Source organism: Micromonospora coxensis, from assembly GCF_900090295.1.
Classification (GTDB): Bacteria; Actinomycetota; Actinomycetes; order Mycobacteriales; family Micromonosporaceae; genus Micromonospora; species Micromonospora coxensis.
On the sequence record NZ_LT607753.1, the window covers coordinates 3,453,703 to 3,469,069 of the forward strand.

Here is a 15,367-nt window from a genome sequence, read left to right on the forward strand (position 1 = left end):
GTGGAGCTGACCGTCCGCTACTACGCCGGGGCGCGGGCCGCCGCGGGTCGTACCGAGGAGACCGCATCCGCGGGCCGCTGTCTGGACGAACTCGTCGGTGAACTGGTACGCCGCCACGGTGACCGGATGGCCGCCGTCCTGGCGGTGGCGAGTTTCCTGGTCGACGGCGTGGCCTGTCACGATCGGCGGGCACCGCTGCCGGCCGGGGTCACGATCGACGTGCTGCCCCCCTTCGCGGGCGGCTGAGAAAGAGGCTGGCATGTTGGCGACCCTGGCGTTCGTGGCCACCCTGACCCTGATCACCGGGTTGATCCACTTCTACCTCTGGAAGCGGCTGGTCAAGGACACCACCCGGGTGGGCCGGTGGCGGCGCGTCGGCAGCATCGCCGCGCTGGTGCTGGCCCTGCTCGTGCCGGCGACGATGGTGGCCACCCGGGCCGCCGGGGCGTTCTGGCTCGCCTGGCCCGGCTACCTCTGGCTGGCGCTGATGTTCTACCTGCTGGTCGTCCTCGTGGTGCTGGAAGTGCCGATGGCGGTGGCGAAGCTGGTGCTGCGCCGCCGGGCGGTGCTCGCCGAGCCCACCGCCGCCGCGCCGGAGCCCGTGCTCGTGGGGGGCGGGGGCAGCGCCGAACCGCCCGCCGCCGCAGCCGTCGACGAACCGGAGCACGACCCCTCCCGCCGGTTGCTGCTCGCCCGGGGGGCGGCGATCTTCGCCGGTCTCACCGCCGCGGGCGTCACCGGGTACGGCGTCCGCAGCGCGACGGGTCCGCCGCAGCTGGACCGGGTGCAGATCCCGCTGGCCAAGCTCCCCCGGAGCATGGACGGCCTGCGCATCGCCACCGTCTCCGACATCCACCTCGGCCCGCTGCGCGGTCGGGAGCACACCGAACGGATCGTCGCCGCGATCAACCGGCTCGACGCGGACCTCGTCGCGGTCGTCGGTGACCTGGTCGACGGCTCCGTCGCCGAGCTGGGCGGGGCCGCCGCGCCGCTGCGCGACCTGCGGTCCCGGTACGGCAGCTTCTTCGTCACCGGCAACCACGAGTACTACTCCGGGGTGGAGGAGTGGGTCCAGGAGGTGGACCGGCTCGGCCTGCGGGTGTTGCAGAACACCCGGCTGGAGATCCAGGCCCGGGGCGGCGTGCTCGACCTGGCCGGCGTCAACGACGTCACCGCCGCCGGCACCGGCCTCGCCGCGCCGCCGGACTACGCCGCCGCGCTCGCCGACCGGGATCCGAGCCGGCCGGTGGTGCTGCTGGCCCACCAGCCGGTCGCCGCCCGCGAGGCGGCGAAGTTCGGCGTCGACCTCCAGCTCTCCGGGCACACGCACGGTGGGCAGATGGTCCCGTTCAACCTGGCCGTGAAGCTCCAGCAGCCGGTGGTCTCCGGTCTGGGCGAGGTGGACGGCACCAAGGTCTACGTCACCAACGGCGCCGGGTTCTGGGGCCCGCCGGTACGGGTCGGGGCCCCGCCTCAGGTGACCCTCGTCGAGCTGCGCGCCCCATAGCGCGACCGGGCCCCGCAGTCCAGCACCGGATTGCTCAGGTCACGCGTACGCGTGGCGGCGGGCGGGTAGTGGACCGGCCGTGACAGGATGCGGCGTGCCTCCGTTCAGCGCCGCACCCCCCGGTGGCGTCCCGCCGTTCGTCGCGGACCTGCACATCCACTCGAAGTACTCGCGCGCGTGCAGCCGCGATCTCACCCTGCCCAACCTCGCCTGGTGGGCCCGGCGCAAGGGCATCGGTGTGCTCGGCACCGGCGACTTCACCCACCCCGCCTGGTACGACCACCTCCGGGAGTCGCTGCGTCCGGCCGAGCCCGGCCTGTACCGGCTCAGCCCCGAGGTGGAGCGGGACGTGGCCCGCCGGCTGCCGCCGAGGCTGGCCAGCGAGGCGGAGACCGACCCGGTCCGGTTCATGCTGAGCGTGGAGATCTCCACGATCTACAAGCGGGACGACCGGACCCGCAAGGTGCACCACCTGATCTACCTGCCGGACCTGGACGCGGTGGCGCGGTTCAACGCGGCGCTGGGGCGGATCGGCAACCTGGGCTCGGACGGCCGGCCGATCCTCGGCCTGGACTCCCGGGACCTGCTGGAGATCACCCTGGAGGCCAGCGGCGACGGCTACCTGGTGCCGGCGCACATCTGGACACCCTGGTTCTCGGCGCTGGGCTCGAAGTCCGGCTTCGACGCCATCGCCGACTGCTACGCCGACCTGGCCGAGCACGTCTTCGCGGTGGAGACCGGCCTCTCCTCCGACCCGGAGATGAACTGGCGGGTCGGCAGCCTGGACCGCTACCGGCTGGTCTCCAACTCGGACGCGCACTCGCCGCCCGCGCTGGCCCGGGAGGCGACCGTCTTCGCCACCGACCGCGACTACTTCTCCCTCCGCGAGGCGCTGCGCACCGGGGACGGGTTGGCCGGGACGATCGAGTTCTTCCCCGAGGAGGGCAAGTACCACGCGGACGGGCACCGGCTCTGCGGGGTCAACTGGTCGCCGGAGCGGACCCGGGAGGCCGGGGGACGCTGCCCGGAGTGCGGCAAGCCGCTCACCGTCGGGGTGCTGAGCCGGGTCGAGGAGCTGGCCGACCGGCCGGAGGGACACCGCCCGGCGCACGCCCGGGAGGTCACCCACCTGGTGCCGCTGGCGGAGATCCTCGGCGAGATCAACAAGGTGGGGGCCCGGTCGAAGAGGGTCGAGGGCAAGCTCAACGAGCTGGTCGCCGCGCTCGGCCCCGAGTTGGAGATCCTCACCCGGACCCCGTTGGACGAGATCGGCCGCGTCGGCGGTGAACTGCTCGCCGAGGGCGTCGGCCGGCTGCGGCGCGGTGACGTGCGCCGGGTGCCCGGCTACGACGGCGAGTACGGGGTGATCACCCTCTTCGACCCGGCCGAGCTGGGCGGGGCCGGTGCGCCGGCCGCGCAGGAGACCCTCTTCGACGTACCGGTGCCGGCGCAGCGCACCCCCGCGGAGCCGGCGCCGAAGCCGAAGGCGAAGCGCCCGGTGCCGGCGAAGGCCGAGCCGAAGCGGAAGGCCGCGCCGCCCCCACCGCCGCCGATCGCGCCGGCGCCCTCCCCGCACGAGCCGTTCGAGCCGATGCTCGCCGGCATGGAGGAGGTCGGCACCGGACTGCTGGACCGGTTGGACGCCATGCAGCGGGTGGCCGCCTCCGCGCCGGGCGGCCCGCTGCTGATCGTCGCCGGTCCGGGCACCGGCAAGACCCGGACGTTGACGCACCGCATCGCGTACCTCTGCGCGGAGCTGAACGTCTTCCCGGAGCAGTGCCTGGCGATCACCTTCACCCGGCGGGCCGCCGAGGAGCTGCGGCACCGCCTGGACGGGCTGCTCGGGCCGGTGGCCGAGGACGTCACCGTCGGCACGTTCCACTCGCTGGGGCTGACCATCCTGCGGGAGAACGCGGCGGCCGCCGGGCTGCCGGGCGACTTCCGGATCGCCGACGACGCCGACCGGACGGCGGCCCGCGCCGAGGCCGGGGACGACGACGCCCGGTACGCCGCGCTGCTGCGCAAGCAGGACCTGGTCGACCTGGACGAGCTGCTGACCCTGCCGGTCGCGCTGCTGAGGGCCGACCGGAAGCTGGTCCGCGAGTACCGCGAGCGCTGGCGGTGGATCTTCGTCGACGAGTACCAGGACGTCGACGCGGTCCAGTACGAGCTGCTGCGGCTGCTCAGCCCCGCCGACGGCAACCTCTGCGCGATCGGCGACCCGGACCAGGCGATCTACTCCTTTCGGGGCGCGGACGTCGGCTACTTCCTGCGCTTCTCGCAGGACTTCACCGACGCCCGGCTGGTCCGGCTGAACCGCAACTACCGCTCGTCGGCGCCGATCCTGGCCGCCGCGGTGCAGGCCATCGCGCCGTCGTCGCTGGTCCGGGGTCGCCGGCTGGACCCGGCCCGGCTCGACCCGGAGGCCCCGCTGGTCGGTCGCTACCCCGCGGCGTCCGTCTCCGACGAGGCCGACTTCGTGGTACGCACCATCGACGAGCTGGTCGGCGGGCTGTCCCACCGGTCCCTGGACTCGGGGCGGATCGACGGCCGGTCGACGACGCTCTCCTTCTCCGACATCGCGGTGCTCTACCGCACCGACTCCCAGGCCGCGCCGATCGTGGACGCCCTCGCCCGGGCCAACATCCCGGTGCAGAAGCGCTCGCACGACCGGCTCCGGGACCGGCCCGGCGTGATGGCGATCGCCCGCGAGCTGCGGCACGCGGACGGTCTCGGCGGTGGCCTGCCCGCCCGGGTGCGCCTCGCCGGTCAACTGCTCGCCGAGCGGTTCGCCACGCCCACCCTGGACGGCTCCGCCGCGGTACGCCCCGAGGACGTCCGGGTGGCGGTCGACCTGCTCACCCCGCTGGCCCGCCGCTGCGGCGACGACCTGGGGCTGTTCCTGTCCCAGCTCGCCACCGGCGCGGAGGTGGACTCCCTCGACCCGCGTGCCGAGGCGGTCACCCTGCTCACCCTGCACGCCGCGAAGGGGCTGGAGTTCCCGGTCGTCTTCCTGGTCGGCGCGGAGGACGGGCTGCTGCCGCTGCGCTGGCCGGGCAGCGAGCCGGACGACGACGCGGTCGCCGAGGAACGACGGCTCTTCTTCGTCGGCCTGACCCGCGCCCAGGACCGGCTCTACGTCAGCCACGCCGCCCGGCGGGTACGGCACGGCACGGAGCGCGACTGCCGGCCGTCGCCGTTCCTCGACGTGATCGACCCGGGCCTGTTCGAACGCTTCGGCGAGGCGGAGCCCCGCCGCCCCAAGGACCGCCAGCTCCGCCTGATCTGACCCGTCCCACCGTCACCGGTCGCGGACTCTCCGGCCGTCTTGCCACGCCGGACCCGGCGGCGCGGGTGTCGGTACCGCCGCCCGCGCCCGACCGCCGGCTGCTCGGCGGCGCGTCAGGCGAGCAGGACGGCGAGCCAGCCGCCGGCGAGGATCGCCGGGCCGAACGGCAGCGGTGTGTCGCGGCGTACCCGGCGGGTGGCCAGCAGGGCCAGCACCACGACGCCCTGGAGCAGGTGCGGCAGGAGCAGGCCGAGCCCGAGCGCCGACCAACCGAGCCAACCCAGCGGCAGGCCGAGGGCGGCGGCGAGCTTCACGTCGCCGAAGCCGAGCCGCGACCCGGGCAGGAGAGCCAGGGCCACGTACCCGGCCAGGGAGAGCGCGGCCCCGGCGAGCGCCGCCGCCAGCCGGCCCGGCGTGCCGGCGACCAGCGCGGCCACGACGAGCCCGGCGCCGCCGGCCACGGCGGTCGCGGCGACCAGCGGATCGGGCAGCCGCCGGCAGGCCACGTCGACCACGGCCAGCACCAGCCCACCGGCCGCCACGAGCAGGAACGCCGGCAGGGCCGGATCCGCGCCGAGCGCGACCGCCAGCCCGCCGAGGACCACTGCCCCGACGACCCCCGCCGCGCCGCTCCGGCCCGCTGCACGGACGCCGCGCGGCCACCCCGGGCCGGCTCCGGACGGTCCACCCTTCAGGCCGTCCACGGCGGCACAGTCATGCGCACGGACGCCACGCGGCCACACCGGCCCGGCTCCGGACAGGCCGTCCACGGCAGCGCGGCCGTGCGCGCGGACGCCACGCGGCCACGCCGGGCCGGCTCCGGACGGCCCGTCCTCGGGGCCGGCAGCGGCGGCGCGGCCATGGACCCGGGCGGGCCTGTCCGCTCCCGGCCGGGCGGCGGCGGGGTCGTGGAGCGCGGCGTGCCCGTCGGGCTCCACCGGTTCCGGAACGGCGGGCGGGAAGCGGCGCGCGAGGGCGGGCGCGGCCCGGCCGGCCAGCGCCCCGGTGACCGCGCCGAGCAGCGCGGCGGCGGTCACCAGGCCGACGGACACGGATCGGGACGTTACCGGCGGGCGGGCTCCCCGGCTGTCCCGGCGGCGGCCTCCCCGGCCGGCCGCCGGGGTCGCTCGGTGCTCACCACCAGCGCCACGCCCGCCACGATCACCGCGCCGCCGAGCAGCACCTGCGCGGTGACCGGCTCGGCGACCAGCAGCGCGCCGAGCGCCACCGCCACCGCCGGGTTGACGTAGGCGTACGTCGCGACCAACGAGATCGGCGCGTGGTGCAGCAGCCAGACGTACGCGGTGAAGGCGACCAGCGAGCCGGCCACCATCAGGTACGCCAACGCGGCCCAGGACCGGGCGGTCACCTCGGCGGGCGAGAATCCGCGCAGCTCGTCGCGGGCCAGCGCGAGCACGGCCAGCGCGGCGGCCCCGGCGAACATCTCGTACACGGTGGCGACGAAGGGGTCGGTGGGCATCCGCAGCCGGCCGGAGACGAACGAGCCGATCGACCAGCAGGTGGCGGCGGCGACCACGGTCAGCGCGCCGGCCAGCGGCACGGCGTCCGCGCCGCCGCTCGGCAGCACCAGCAGCACCAGGCCGAGGAAGCCGAGGGTCACCCCGGCGAAGGTCCAGCCACGCGGCCGATCGCCGGTGACCGTGCGCAGCAGCACCACCAGCAACGGCACGATCGCCACCAGCAGGGCCGCGACGCCGGACGGCACGGCCACCCCGGGCGGGCCGGACTCGGCGAGCACCACCAGTCCGTTGCCGCCGGCCAGCAGCAGCACCCCGACCAGGGCGGCGGAGCCGAGCTGCCGGCGGTCCACCCGCAACGCGCCCGGTCCTCGGCGCAGCCGCAGCACCACGGCGAGCACCAGGCCCGCCGCGGCGAACCGGAGCGCGGCCGAGGCGAGCGGCGGCAGCGACTCCACGGCGATCCGGATGCCGAGGTAGGTGGAGCCCCACAGCACGTAGACCAGCACGAGGGCGGTCCAGATCAGCGCGGGGGCGGTGGGTGTCGTACGTGAGGAAGGTGAGCTCATCGGTCGACCACGCTACGGTGACCAGGGTGTCGGCGTCCCGCAGTGGTGGCCCGGCTCTCAGCAGCGAGTACGCAGGAGGCGTGCATGGCGAACTACGGACCGCCCGACGGCCCGCCGCCGTGGGCCGGTCGGCGCTCCGACGACGCGTACGGTGCCGGGCCGGATCCGCAGCGCCCGCCCGAGTGGGGTGAGCCGCGCACCGGCCGGTCGGACCGGCACCCGGGCGGGTACGCCTCCACCGAGCTGCATCCGCCCGCCGTCCCGTACCAGCAGGGCGGGCCGGCGGCGTACCTGGGCGACCCGACGCCGCCGCGCCCGAAGCGCCGGGTTCCGCTGGTCCCGGTGCTGGCCGTGCTGGCGGTCGTCGTCCTCGGCGCCGGCGTGCTGTGGTACCTGTCCGGGCGGGAGGAGCCGACCTCGCCGGTCGCCGGCACCGCCGCGTCGGCCGGCACCGTCGATCCGGCCAGTCCCGGCCCGGGCGTCCCGGCCCCCACCACGCCGGCGCCCGCCTCGTCCTCGGATCCGCGGTTCGTCGCGGCGGGGCAGTGCGTCCGCAACGACGGGCCGGCCGGCGGCAGGCCGAGGCTGCTGATCGCCGAGTGCGCCCCGAGGACGTACGAGGTGCTGCGCCGGTTCGACGGCCAGACCAGCGGCGAGCGGGACGCCGAGGCCAAGTGCGGCCAGGTCACGGGCTACACCGACTGGTTCTTCTACGACAGCGAGCTGGACTCGCTCGACTTCGTGCTCTGCCTCCGCAAGCGCTGACCGGCCTCGTAGCCGAATATCGGGCTGTCTAGCGTCCACGCTAGACAGCCCTAGTTTTGCGTCGAGAGCCGGAGACACGCCGATAGCCCGCTCTATCCATCTCTAGGCCGACGACTAGACGGCCCGATACTGTGCGATACGTGGATCCGGTCCGCAACCCGTACGCCCCGGGCGCCGGCCAGCGCCCGCCCGAACTCGCCGGGCGGGGGCGGGAACTGGACGTCTTCGACGTCGTGCTGGAGCGCATCGCCCGGGGCCGCCCCGAACGCAGCCTGATGCTCACCGGACTGCGCGGCGTCGGCAAGACGGTGCTGCTCAACACGCTGCGCTCGCAGGCGATCAACCACCTCTGGGGCACCGGCAAGATCGAGGCCCGCCCCGACCAGTCGCTGCGCCGGCCGATCGCCGCCGCCCTGCACATGGCGGTCCGCGAACTGGCGCCCCGGCACCGCGCCCCGGACCGGATCGACGCCTTCCTCGGCGTGCTGAAGGCGTTCGCCCAGCGGGGCGCGGCGACCGGGCGGCAGGCCGCGCCGAAGCTGCGCGACCGCTGGCAGCCCGGCATCGACGTGCCGGCGAGCAGCGGCCGGGCCGACTCCGGCGACATCGAGATCGACCTGGTCGAGTTGCTCAGCGACGCGGCCGGGGTCGCCGCCGACGTGGGCACCGGGATCGCCGTCTTCATCGACGAGATGCAGGACCTCGGCGCGGAGGACGTCTCCGCGCTCTGCGCGGCCTGCCACGAGCTGTCCCAGCTCGGCGCGCCGCTGATCGTGGTCGGCGCCGGCCTGCCACACCTCCCGGCCGTGCTCAGCGCGGCCAAGTCGTACTCCGAACGGCTCTACCGCTACCAGCGCATCGACCGGCTCGACCGGCTCGCCGCCGACCAGGCGCTCTGCGCGCCCGCCGAGCGGGAGGAGGTCGAGTACGAGCAGAAGGCCCTCGACCTGCTCTACGAGTCCTCCGGCGGCTACCCGTACTTCGTCCAGGCGTACGGGAAGGCGACCTGGGACCACGCGCCCCGGTCCCCGATCACCGCGGCGGACGTCCGGGTCGCCGCGCCCGAGGCGGAGGCCGAGCTGGCGGTCGGCTTCTTCGGCTCCCGCTTCGAGCGGGCCACCCCCGCCGAACGCGAGTACATGCGGGCCATGGCGGCGCTCTCCCTGGTGGAGGGGGAGACCGACGGCGGCGGACGGGACGACATGGACGCCGCCGTGCCGACCGCCGAGATCGCGCGGGCGCTAGAACGGAAGCCGGCCAGCCTCTCCCCGGCCCGGGACGCGCTGATCAAGAAGGGGCTGATCTACTCCGGCGAGCGGGGCACGGTCGCCTTCACCGTCCCGCACTTCGGCCGCTACCTGCGTACCCAGCCGGCCTGAGCGGTCGACCTTTCCGTGCCGCCACCGGGCCCGCCCAAGTGGCTGGCGGATCGGTCGGGTGGCCGGCGGGTCGGTCGGGTGGCCGGCGGATCGGTCAGGTGGCCGGCGGGTCCTTCGGGTGGCCGGCGGATCGGTCAGGTGGCCGGCGGGTCCTTCGGGACCAGGGTCGCCGTCGGCCCGCCCGGACCGCCCGGCAGTGGCTCGAGGTCAGACCCGCGACCAGGGCGGCGGAAAGACCACCTCGCCCGCCGGTGGCGGCGGCGCGTCGCTGGTGTCCGGCGGCAGCACCAGCGCCTGCCAGGGCTCGCCGAGTCCCGACCAGGGGCTGGTCAGCCCGAGCCGGTCCGCCCGGGTGAAGCCGAACCGCCGGTAGTAGGCCGGGTCGCCGAGCACCACGACGAGCCGTTCGCCAAGCTCGGTGGCCGCCTCCAGCGCCGCCTGCACCACGGCCGCCCCGTGGCCGACCCGCTGTCGGTGCGGGGCCACCCCGACCGGCCCGAGCGCCAGCGCCGGGTACCGGGCGTCGTCGGACTTCACGTGCACCCGGCTGAGCAGGGCGTACCCGACCACCTCGCCGCCGTACTCGGCGACCATGGCCAGCTCGGGTATCCAGGCGGGACTGCCGCGCAACTCGTCGACGAGCCCCACCTCGCCCGGTGTCGTGCCGTCCGGACGGGCGAACGCGGCGGCCAGCACCCGACGGACCGGACCGGTGTCGGCAGGTCCCTCCGGGCGTAACCGCAGCGTCGTCACCCGCGCGACGTTACCCGCCGCGACCGGTCCATCAGCGACGGTCGCTCGAATCGGCGTGGCGCGACGTGCATGTCCGCCGATCCGGATCGGCCGTTGCCCGGATAACGGCCGCCCTGGCGGGGTATGACTGATCCATGAAACCCGTGCGCTCCCTCGCCCGCGTCATGTTGAGCGGCATCTTCGTGGTCAGCGGCGCCCGCAACTTCCAGCACCCCCAGCGCCTCGCACCGGCCGCGAAGCCGGTCACCGACCGGGTCGCCCCCCTGATCCAGCGGGCCGCCCCGCAACTCCCCACCGACACCGAGACACTGATCCGCGCCAATGCCGTCGCGCAGCTCGCCGCCGGCCTGATGTTCGCCACCGGGAAGTTCACCCGGCCGGCGGCGCTGGTGCTCGCCGGCACGTTGGTGCCCACCACGGTCGCCGGGCACCCGTTCTGGCAGAACGACGACCCGGCGACGCGGGCCAACAACCAGATCCACTTCCTGAAGAACCTCGGCCTCCTCGGTGGGCTGTTGCTCGCCGCCGCCGACACCGAGGGCAGGCCCGGACTGCGCTGGCGGGCGGGCCACCGCATCGGTCACTCCCGACGCTCCGTCCAGCGCGCGGTCCGTACCGCCCGCCGAGAGGCGAAGATCGCCGCCCTCTCCGCGTCCACCGCCCGGCGACTTCCAGGCTGACCTGCATCAATACGGCCACCACCCCCGCAAGGCCGCGAATCACCTGAACCACTCCACTGGCGTTAACGCGGTGGAAATGTCAAAAACATGTGTGGGATCGGACACGGTCGCATAACGCGGGAGGCATCAACGTGAGGCGCCGTTCTAGGCTCCGTACCGGACCTGGACGGGTAGGACGACCTTGGTACGGGGGTGGCCACGCCATGCCGACGATCGTCGGTAGAGGGCTGGACCGCCTCGCCCCGGTCCATCGCGCAGCGCGTGGGATCGATCGCAGGACAGTCGTACGGGTCGGCATCGTGGCCGCCGTCGCCTATGCCGCATGGCTCGCCATCGGCGCTTTCGGGCGACCGTACAACTTCTTCGACATGAAGATCTACCACGGCGCGGTGGTGTGGTGGGCGAGCGGTCACGAGCTCTACGAGTTCATCGCGCCGACCACCACGCTGGGCTTCACCTACCCGCCCTTCGCCGCCCTGGCGATGCTGCCGATGGCGCGCGTACCGGTCGAGGCCGCCGGCTGGATCAACGCGGCGGGCAGCATCGGTGCCCTGGCCGTGGTGCTGGCCGCGCTGCTGCGCCCGATCGTCGACCGGCTCGGCTGGTCGCTCTGGTTCACCGTCGGGATCGCCACCTCGATGTCCGTCGCCATCGAACCGGTCCGGGAGACCCTCGGCTACGGCCAGGTCAACGTCCTGCTCTTCGCGCTGATCATGGCCGATCTGGTCGGGCTGCGGTGGCGCTCCCGTCGGGCCCCGCACGCCCGGCCCACCGACGGCGCGTTCCTGCGTTTCCTCTACAGCGGAGCGTGGGCCGGCATGGGCATCGGCCTGGCCACCGCCGTGAAGCTGACCCCCGCGCTCTTCATCGTCTACCTGCTGGTCACCCGGCAGTGGCGTACCGCGGCCACCGCCGTCGGCACCACCATCGGCGTCACCCTGGCCACGTTCGGCATGGTCGGCACCGAGTCGCGGGCGTACTTCGGCGGGGTGCTCTGGCAGACCGAACGGGTCGGCGCCGCCGACATGACCCCGAACCAGTCGCTGGCCGGCCTGCTGGCCCGCCTCTACGACTCGATCGAGACCCCCGGCCTGCTGTGGCTGTCGTTCGCGGTGCTGATCCTGGCGCTCGGCCTGTCCCGGGCCGCCACGGCCCGCGCCGACGGCGACGAGCTCACCGCCTTCACCCTGGTCGGGCTCACCGCCAACGTGATCAGCCCGATCTCCTGGACGCACCACCTGGTCTGGGTCATCCCGGCGATCGTCGTGCTCGCCGACGCCGCGGTACGCCGGCACGAGGCGAGCCGGGGACCGGCCCTGCGGGCCGCCCAGTCGGCCGCGTACGGAGGGCCGCCCGGGGTGACCGGGCTGCGCCCGCCGATCTGGTACCCGACGCTGACCGGCCTGCGGCACGCCGTCGCGGCGGTCGGGCTCTACCTGCTCTTCCTCGTCTCGCCCATCTGGCCGTACGAGCACCAACTCCCCGAGGTCTCGCACTACCAGGACGGCCTCTTCGGCGCGCTGATGGAGAACTCGCTGGCGCTGGCGCTGATCGTGCTGGTCGCGGCGCTGCCCTGGCGTCCCGGCGCCGAGCCCGCCTTCTACGCCGACCGGCTGGCCCGCACCACCCCCGCCACCGCCCGCCGCTGACCTCCCTCACCTCACCTCACCTCGCCGACCCACCCCGCCGCCCGCCGCCCCGCCGCACTTTCACGGAAAGAGTGGCTATTCCGCGTCGGATAGCCACTCTTTCCGTGAAAGTGCCCGACCACGGAGACGACCCGGAAAAGCGGGGGCGGATCTTGGAGGCGTGAGTGGGTGAGGCGTGGGCGGAGCAGCGGGGGTGGGGTGCGCGGCGCGAGGTGCGTGCGCGGCGCGAGGTGCGTGCGCGGCGCGAGGTGCATGCGCGGCGCGAGGTGCTTTGCGCGCGAGGTGCATGCGCGGCGCGAGGTGCCTGCGCGGCCCGACGGCGCGCGCCCGGCGAGACCGTCGCGGTGGTCAGCAGCTCCAAGGCCGGCAGGTCGTGCCGGACTGGGCGGGCGGTGGCGCGGTGGTGGCCGCCAGGGCCGCAGCGGCTGTTGATCTCCCAGCCACGGGGCACGGGGCACGGAGGCGAAGACGCGCAGACGAGGACGCGGAGGCGAGGGCACGCAGGCGAGGGCGCGGGGGCGCGCGGTGATAGGGACGTGGGGTGGGTGCCCGGTCAGGGGCAGTTGACCCATTCCTCGGTGCCGTCGGCGAAGACCTGCCGCTTCCAGATCGGCAGCCGTGCCTTGACCTCGTCGACCAGGCGGGCGCAGGCCGCGAAGGCCGCCGCCCGGTGCGCGGTGCTGACCGCCGCGATCAGGGCCGCGTCGCCGATCTCCAGCCGGCCGATCCGGTGCGAGACCGCGACCGCGTACACGTCGGGGTCGGCCGCCACCTCGGCGGCGACCTCACGGAGCACCGCCTCGGCGCTCGGGTGCCCCTCGTACTCCAGCACGGTCACCGGACGGCCGTGGTCGTGGTCGCGGACGACGCCCTGGAAGGAGACCACCGCGCCGGCCCGACGGTCCGCCACCGCCGCCTCGTGCGCGGCGAGGTCGAGCGGGCGGTCGGTGACGGCGAGGACGGTCACGGACGGATCGGCGGTCACCATGAGCGCTCCCCGGGCAGCAACGGCAACGGTACGACCGGCACCCGTGCCCCGGCCTCGCCGGTGGTGCCGGGACGGATCACGGCGAAGCCGTCCGCGCCGGCCAGTCCGCGCAGCATCGCCGAGCCGACGTGGCGCAGCGGGTGCGCGGTGCCGGCGGCCCGGTCCAGCCGGACCAGCGCCAGATGGGTGTACGCGCCCCGGCCGGGCACCGGCTCGGCGAGCGTGGCGTACGGCAGCGCCGGCATCGGCCGCCCGGCAAGGCCGGCGAGCAGCGGCGCGACCAGGGACACCAGGGCGACGATCGCGGACTGCGGATTGCCCGGCAGCCCGGCCACGAAGCGGACCCGGCCATCGGCACCGGCCAACCGGGCCAGCAGCATCGGGAAGCCGGGACGGACCGCGACGGTGTTCACCACGTAGTCCGCGCCCAACGCCTCCAGCGCGGGGTGCAGGTGGTCCACCGGGCCGTGCATGGTGCCGCCGGTGGTACAGACCAGATCGGCGTTGGCCAACGCGCCACGCAGGGCAGCCACGTGGGCGGGAAGGGTGTCCGCCACCGGGCCGACCACGTCGGAGGGGCGCACCTGGCAGCCGTACCGGCGCAGCCAGGCCGGCACCGCGGGGCCGAGGGCGTCGCGGACCCGGCCCGCGCCCGGCGGGCCGGCGGTCAACAGTTCGTCGCCGAAGACCAGCAGCGCGGCCCGGGGCTGCCGGCGCACCCGCAGCTGGTCATGGCCGCAGGAGGCGGCGAGGCCGATCAGCGCCGGATCGACCGGGGTGCCAGCGGGCAGCAACTCCTCACCGGCGTGCGCCTCCTCGCCCGGCTCCCGCCACTCCGGCTTCGGCCGGGGGGTGCCGGTGACCCGCCCGTCGGAGGTACGGCTCGACTCCTCGATCCGCAGCACGGCGGTCGTACCCTCCGGGACCATCGCCCCGGTGGCGATCTCGACGGTGGTGCCGTCCACGGTCAGCGGCGGCGGGGTGTTGCCGGCCAGCACCCGCCCGATCACGTCCCACGGGCCGGCGCCGCGCACCGCCCAGCCGTCCACGCTGGAGGTGGGGAAGGCGGGCAGGTCGGTCCGGGTGGTCAGCGGCTCGGCGAGGGTGTGCCCGTCGGTCTCGGCGAGCGGCCGGCTCACGGCCGGGAGCGCGGCGGCCAGGCCGACGGCGTACACCCGGGAGCGGGCCTCCTCCCAGCCGGCCGGCGGGGGTGCCGCGGCCTCTGAACTCGCGGCGGCGGTTTCGGTGGTCACCGGGCTGGCCTCCGTTCGGTCCGCGACGCGGCGACCTCGCCGCACGCTCCCGGCGAGCCTATCGTCCGGCGCGACGCGTCCGCGCCCTCAGTGGTCGCCACCACGGAGCTGGTCGACGGCGTGGGTGAGGATCGGGCCGAGCACCGCGAGGCCGTCCTTCGCGCCCCCGGTCGACCCGGGCAGGTTGACCACCAGCATCCGGCCGGCCACCCCGGCGACCGCCCGGCTCAGGGCCGAGGCGGGGACGCGGTCACGGCTGTACGCCCGGATCGCCTCGGCGATGCCGGGGATCTCGTAGTCGAGCAGCGCCCGGGTCACGTCCGGCGTACGGTCGGTCGGGGTGATCCCGGTGCCGCCGCTGGTCAGCACCACGTCGATCCCGTCGGCCAGGGCGGTCCGCAGCGCCTCGCCCACCGGCTCGCCGTCGGGCACCACCACCGGCTCGTCGACGGCGCAGCCCAGCTCCCGCAGTCCCGCCACGAGCAGTGGCCCGCTGGTGTCGGCGTAGACGCCGGCGGCGGCCCGGTTGGAGGCCACCACCACCCGCGCCCGGATCACGGCCGGTCCTCGGGTCGGACCCACTCGCCGGTCTTGCCGCCCTCCTTGCGCAGCACCCGGACCGCGTCCACCGACGCCGCCGGGTCGACGGCCTTGACCATGTCCACCAGGGCGAGGCCGGCGACCGCCACCGCGGTCAGCGCCTCCATCTCCACCCCGGTACGGTCCGCCGTGCGCGCCGTGGCGGTGATCTCGACGGTGTCGTCGGTGAGGTGCAGGTCGACCGTGACGCCGTGCAGGGCGATCGGGTGGCAGAGCGGGATCAGGTCCGGGGTGCGCTTGGCACCCATGATGCCGGCGAGCCGGCCGACCGCCAGCGCGTCACCCTTGGGCAGGCCGTCGCGGCGGAGCAGGTCGACCACCTCGGCGGTGGTACGCAGCCGACCGGCGGCGACGGCGAGCCGGCCGGAGACCTGCTTGGCGGAGACGTCGACCATGCGGGCCGCGCCCGCCGCGTCGACATGGGTGAGCTGGGCGGGATCGGTCACGTCCGCGAGCC

At 75.0% G+C, this 15,367-nt stretch carries 14 protein-coding genes; 7 read left to right on the forward strand and 7 right to left on the reverse strand.

Going from position 1 to position 15,367, the window contains the following annotated elements:
• The 3 genes from GA0070614_RS15630 (at position 1) to GA0070614_RS15640 (ending at position 4,796) form a co-directional block, all read left to right on the forward strand.
• On the forward strand, positions 1-246 hold the full coding sequence (locus GA0070614_RS15630; RefSeq protein WP_088976650.1) for a MoaD/ThiS family protein: 246 nt from the start codon (positions 1-3) through the stop codon (positions 244-246).
• Between the two features lie 13 nt (positions 247-259).
• Complete coding sequence (locus GA0070614_RS15635; protein ID WP_088976651.1) at positions 260-1,507, forward strand: metallophosphoesterase; 1,248 nt, start codon at positions 260-262, stop codon at positions 1,505-1,507.
• A 94-nt stretch (positions 1,508-1,601) separates the two neighbouring features.
• A complete protein-coding gene (locus GA0070614_RS15640; protein WP_088976652.1) occupies positions 1,602-4,796 on the forward strand; it encodes a UvrD-helicase domain-containing protein in 3,195 nt (1,064 codons plus the stop codon).
• A gap of 113 nt (positions 4,797-4,909) precedes the next feature.
• Here GA0070614_RS15640 and GA0070614_RS15645 read toward each other — a convergent pair whose 3' ends face one another.
• Together GA0070614_RS15645 and GA0070614_RS15650 are read right to left on the reverse strand one after the other, a co-directional pair.
• On the reverse strand, positions 4,910-5,848 hold the full coding sequence (locus GA0070614_RS15645) for a prepilin peptidase (RefSeq protein WP_231933295.1): 939 nt from the start codon (positions 5,846-5,848) through the stop codon (positions 4,910-4,912).
• Positions 5,849-5,859: 11 nt separating this feature from the next.
• The gene (locus GA0070614_RS15650; protein ID WP_172892447.1) at positions 5,860-6,843 is read right to left on the reverse strand and encodes an EamA family transporter; all 984 of its coding nucleotides are present in this window, start codon (positions 6,841-6,843) and stop codon (positions 5,860-5,862) included.
• 243 nt (positions 6,844-7,086) lie between these two features.
• On the opposite strand from GA0070614_RS15650, the gene GA0070614_RS15655 reads away from it, so the two are divergent.
• Together GA0070614_RS15655 and GA0070614_RS15660 are read left to right on the forward strand one after the other, a co-directional pair.
• Positions 7,087-7,608, forward strand: a complete 522-nt coding sequence (locus GA0070614_RS15655) for an LppU/SCO3897 family protein (protein WP_172892599.1) — start codon at positions 7,087-7,089, stop codon at positions 7,606-7,608.
• A 140-nt stretch (positions 7,609-7,748) separates the two neighbouring features.
• Entirely contained in the window at positions 7,749-8,987 is a 1,239-nt protein-coding gene (locus tag GA0070614_RS15660) for an ATP-binding protein (RefSeq protein WP_088976655.1), read from the forward strand.
• A gap of 207 nt (positions 8,988-9,194) precedes the next feature.
• On the opposite strand, the gene GA0070614_RS15665 is transcribed toward GA0070614_RS15660, so the two are convergent.
• Entirely contained in the window at positions 9,195-9,740 is a 546-nt protein-coding gene (locus GA0070614_RS15665) for a GNAT family N-acetyltransferase (protein ID WP_088976656.1), read from the reverse strand.
• A gap of 134 nt (positions 9,741-9,874) precedes the next feature.
• On the opposite strand from GA0070614_RS15665, the gene GA0070614_RS15670 reads away from it, so the two are divergent.
• Both GA0070614_RS15670 and GA0070614_RS15675 read left to right on the forward strand, forming a co-directional pair.
• Positions 9,875-10,420, forward strand: a complete 546-nt coding sequence (locus GA0070614_RS15670) for a DoxX family protein (RefSeq protein ID WP_088976657.1) — start codon at positions 9,875-9,877, stop codon at positions 10,418-10,420.
• A gap of 203 nt (positions 10,421-10,623) precedes the next feature.
• On the forward strand, positions 10,624-12,069 hold the full coding sequence (locus GA0070614_RS15675; protein WP_088976658.1) for a glycosyltransferase 87 family protein: 1,446 nt from the start codon (positions 10,624-10,626) through the stop codon (positions 12,067-12,069).
• A 553-nt stretch (positions 12,070-12,622) separates the two neighbouring features.
• Here GA0070614_RS15675 and GA0070614_RS15680 read toward each other — a convergent pair.
• From GA0070614_RS15680 to moaC, 4 genes are all read right to left on the reverse strand, one after another.
• Complete coding sequence (locus tag GA0070614_RS15680; protein ID WP_088976659.1) at positions 12,623-13,057, reverse strand: molybdenum cofactor biosynthesis protein MoaE; 435 nt, start codon at positions 13,055-13,057, stop codon at positions 12,623-12,625.
• Positions 13,051-14,310 (reverse strand): molybdopterin molybdotransferase MoeA, encoded by a 1,260-nt coding sequence (locus GA0070614_RS15685; RefSeq protein ID WP_088976660.1) that lies wholly within the window; start codon positions 14,308-14,310, stop codon positions 13,051-13,053. Before GA0070614_RS15685 ends, GA0070614_RS15680 begins: the two co-directional genes overlap by 7 nt.
• 87 nt (positions 14,311-14,397) lie before the next feature.
• Positions 14,398-14,868 carry a MogA/MoaB family molybdenum cofactor biosynthesis protein gene (locus GA0070614_RS15690; protein WP_088976661.1) on the reverse strand — a complete coding sequence of 157 codons (471 nt, stop codon included), beginning with the start codon at positions 14,866-14,868 and terminating at the stop codon, positions 14,398-14,400.
• On the reverse strand, positions 14,865-15,356 hold the full coding sequence (gene moaC, locus GA0070614_RS15695) for a cyclic pyranopterin monophosphate synthase MoaC (RefSeq protein WP_088976662.1): 492 nt from the start codon (positions 15,354-15,356) through the stop codon (positions 14,865-14,867). The genes GA0070614_RS15690 and moaC overlap by 4 nt, the downstream gene beginning before the upstream one ends.
• Positions 15,357-15,367: the final 11 nt, after the last annotated feature.

What these genes read in the sequence shown, in the direction of transcription:
- GA0070614_RS15675 (WP_088976658.1), top strand. Translation starts at nt 10,624, where the DNA reads ATGCCGACGATCGTCGGTAGAGGGCTGGACCGCCTCGCCCCGGTCCAT.
- GA0070614_RS15680 (WP_088976659.1), bottom strand. Translation starts at nt 13,057, where the DNA reads ATGGTGACCGCCGATCCGTCCGTGACCGTCCTCGCCGTCACCGACCGC.
- GA0070614_RS15670 (WP_088976657.1), top strand. Translation starts at nt 9,875, where the DNA reads ATGAAACCCGTGCGCTCCCTCGCCCGCGTCATGTTGAGCGGCATCTTC.
- GA0070614_RS15635 (WP_088976651.1), top strand. Translation starts at nt 260, where the DNA reads ATGTTGGCGACCCTGGCGTTCGTGGCCACCCTGACCCTGATCACCGGG.
- GA0070614_RS15650 (WP_172892447.1), bottom strand. Translation starts at nt 6,843, where the DNA reads ATGAGCTCACCTTCCTCACGTACGACACCCACCGCCCCCGCGCTGATC.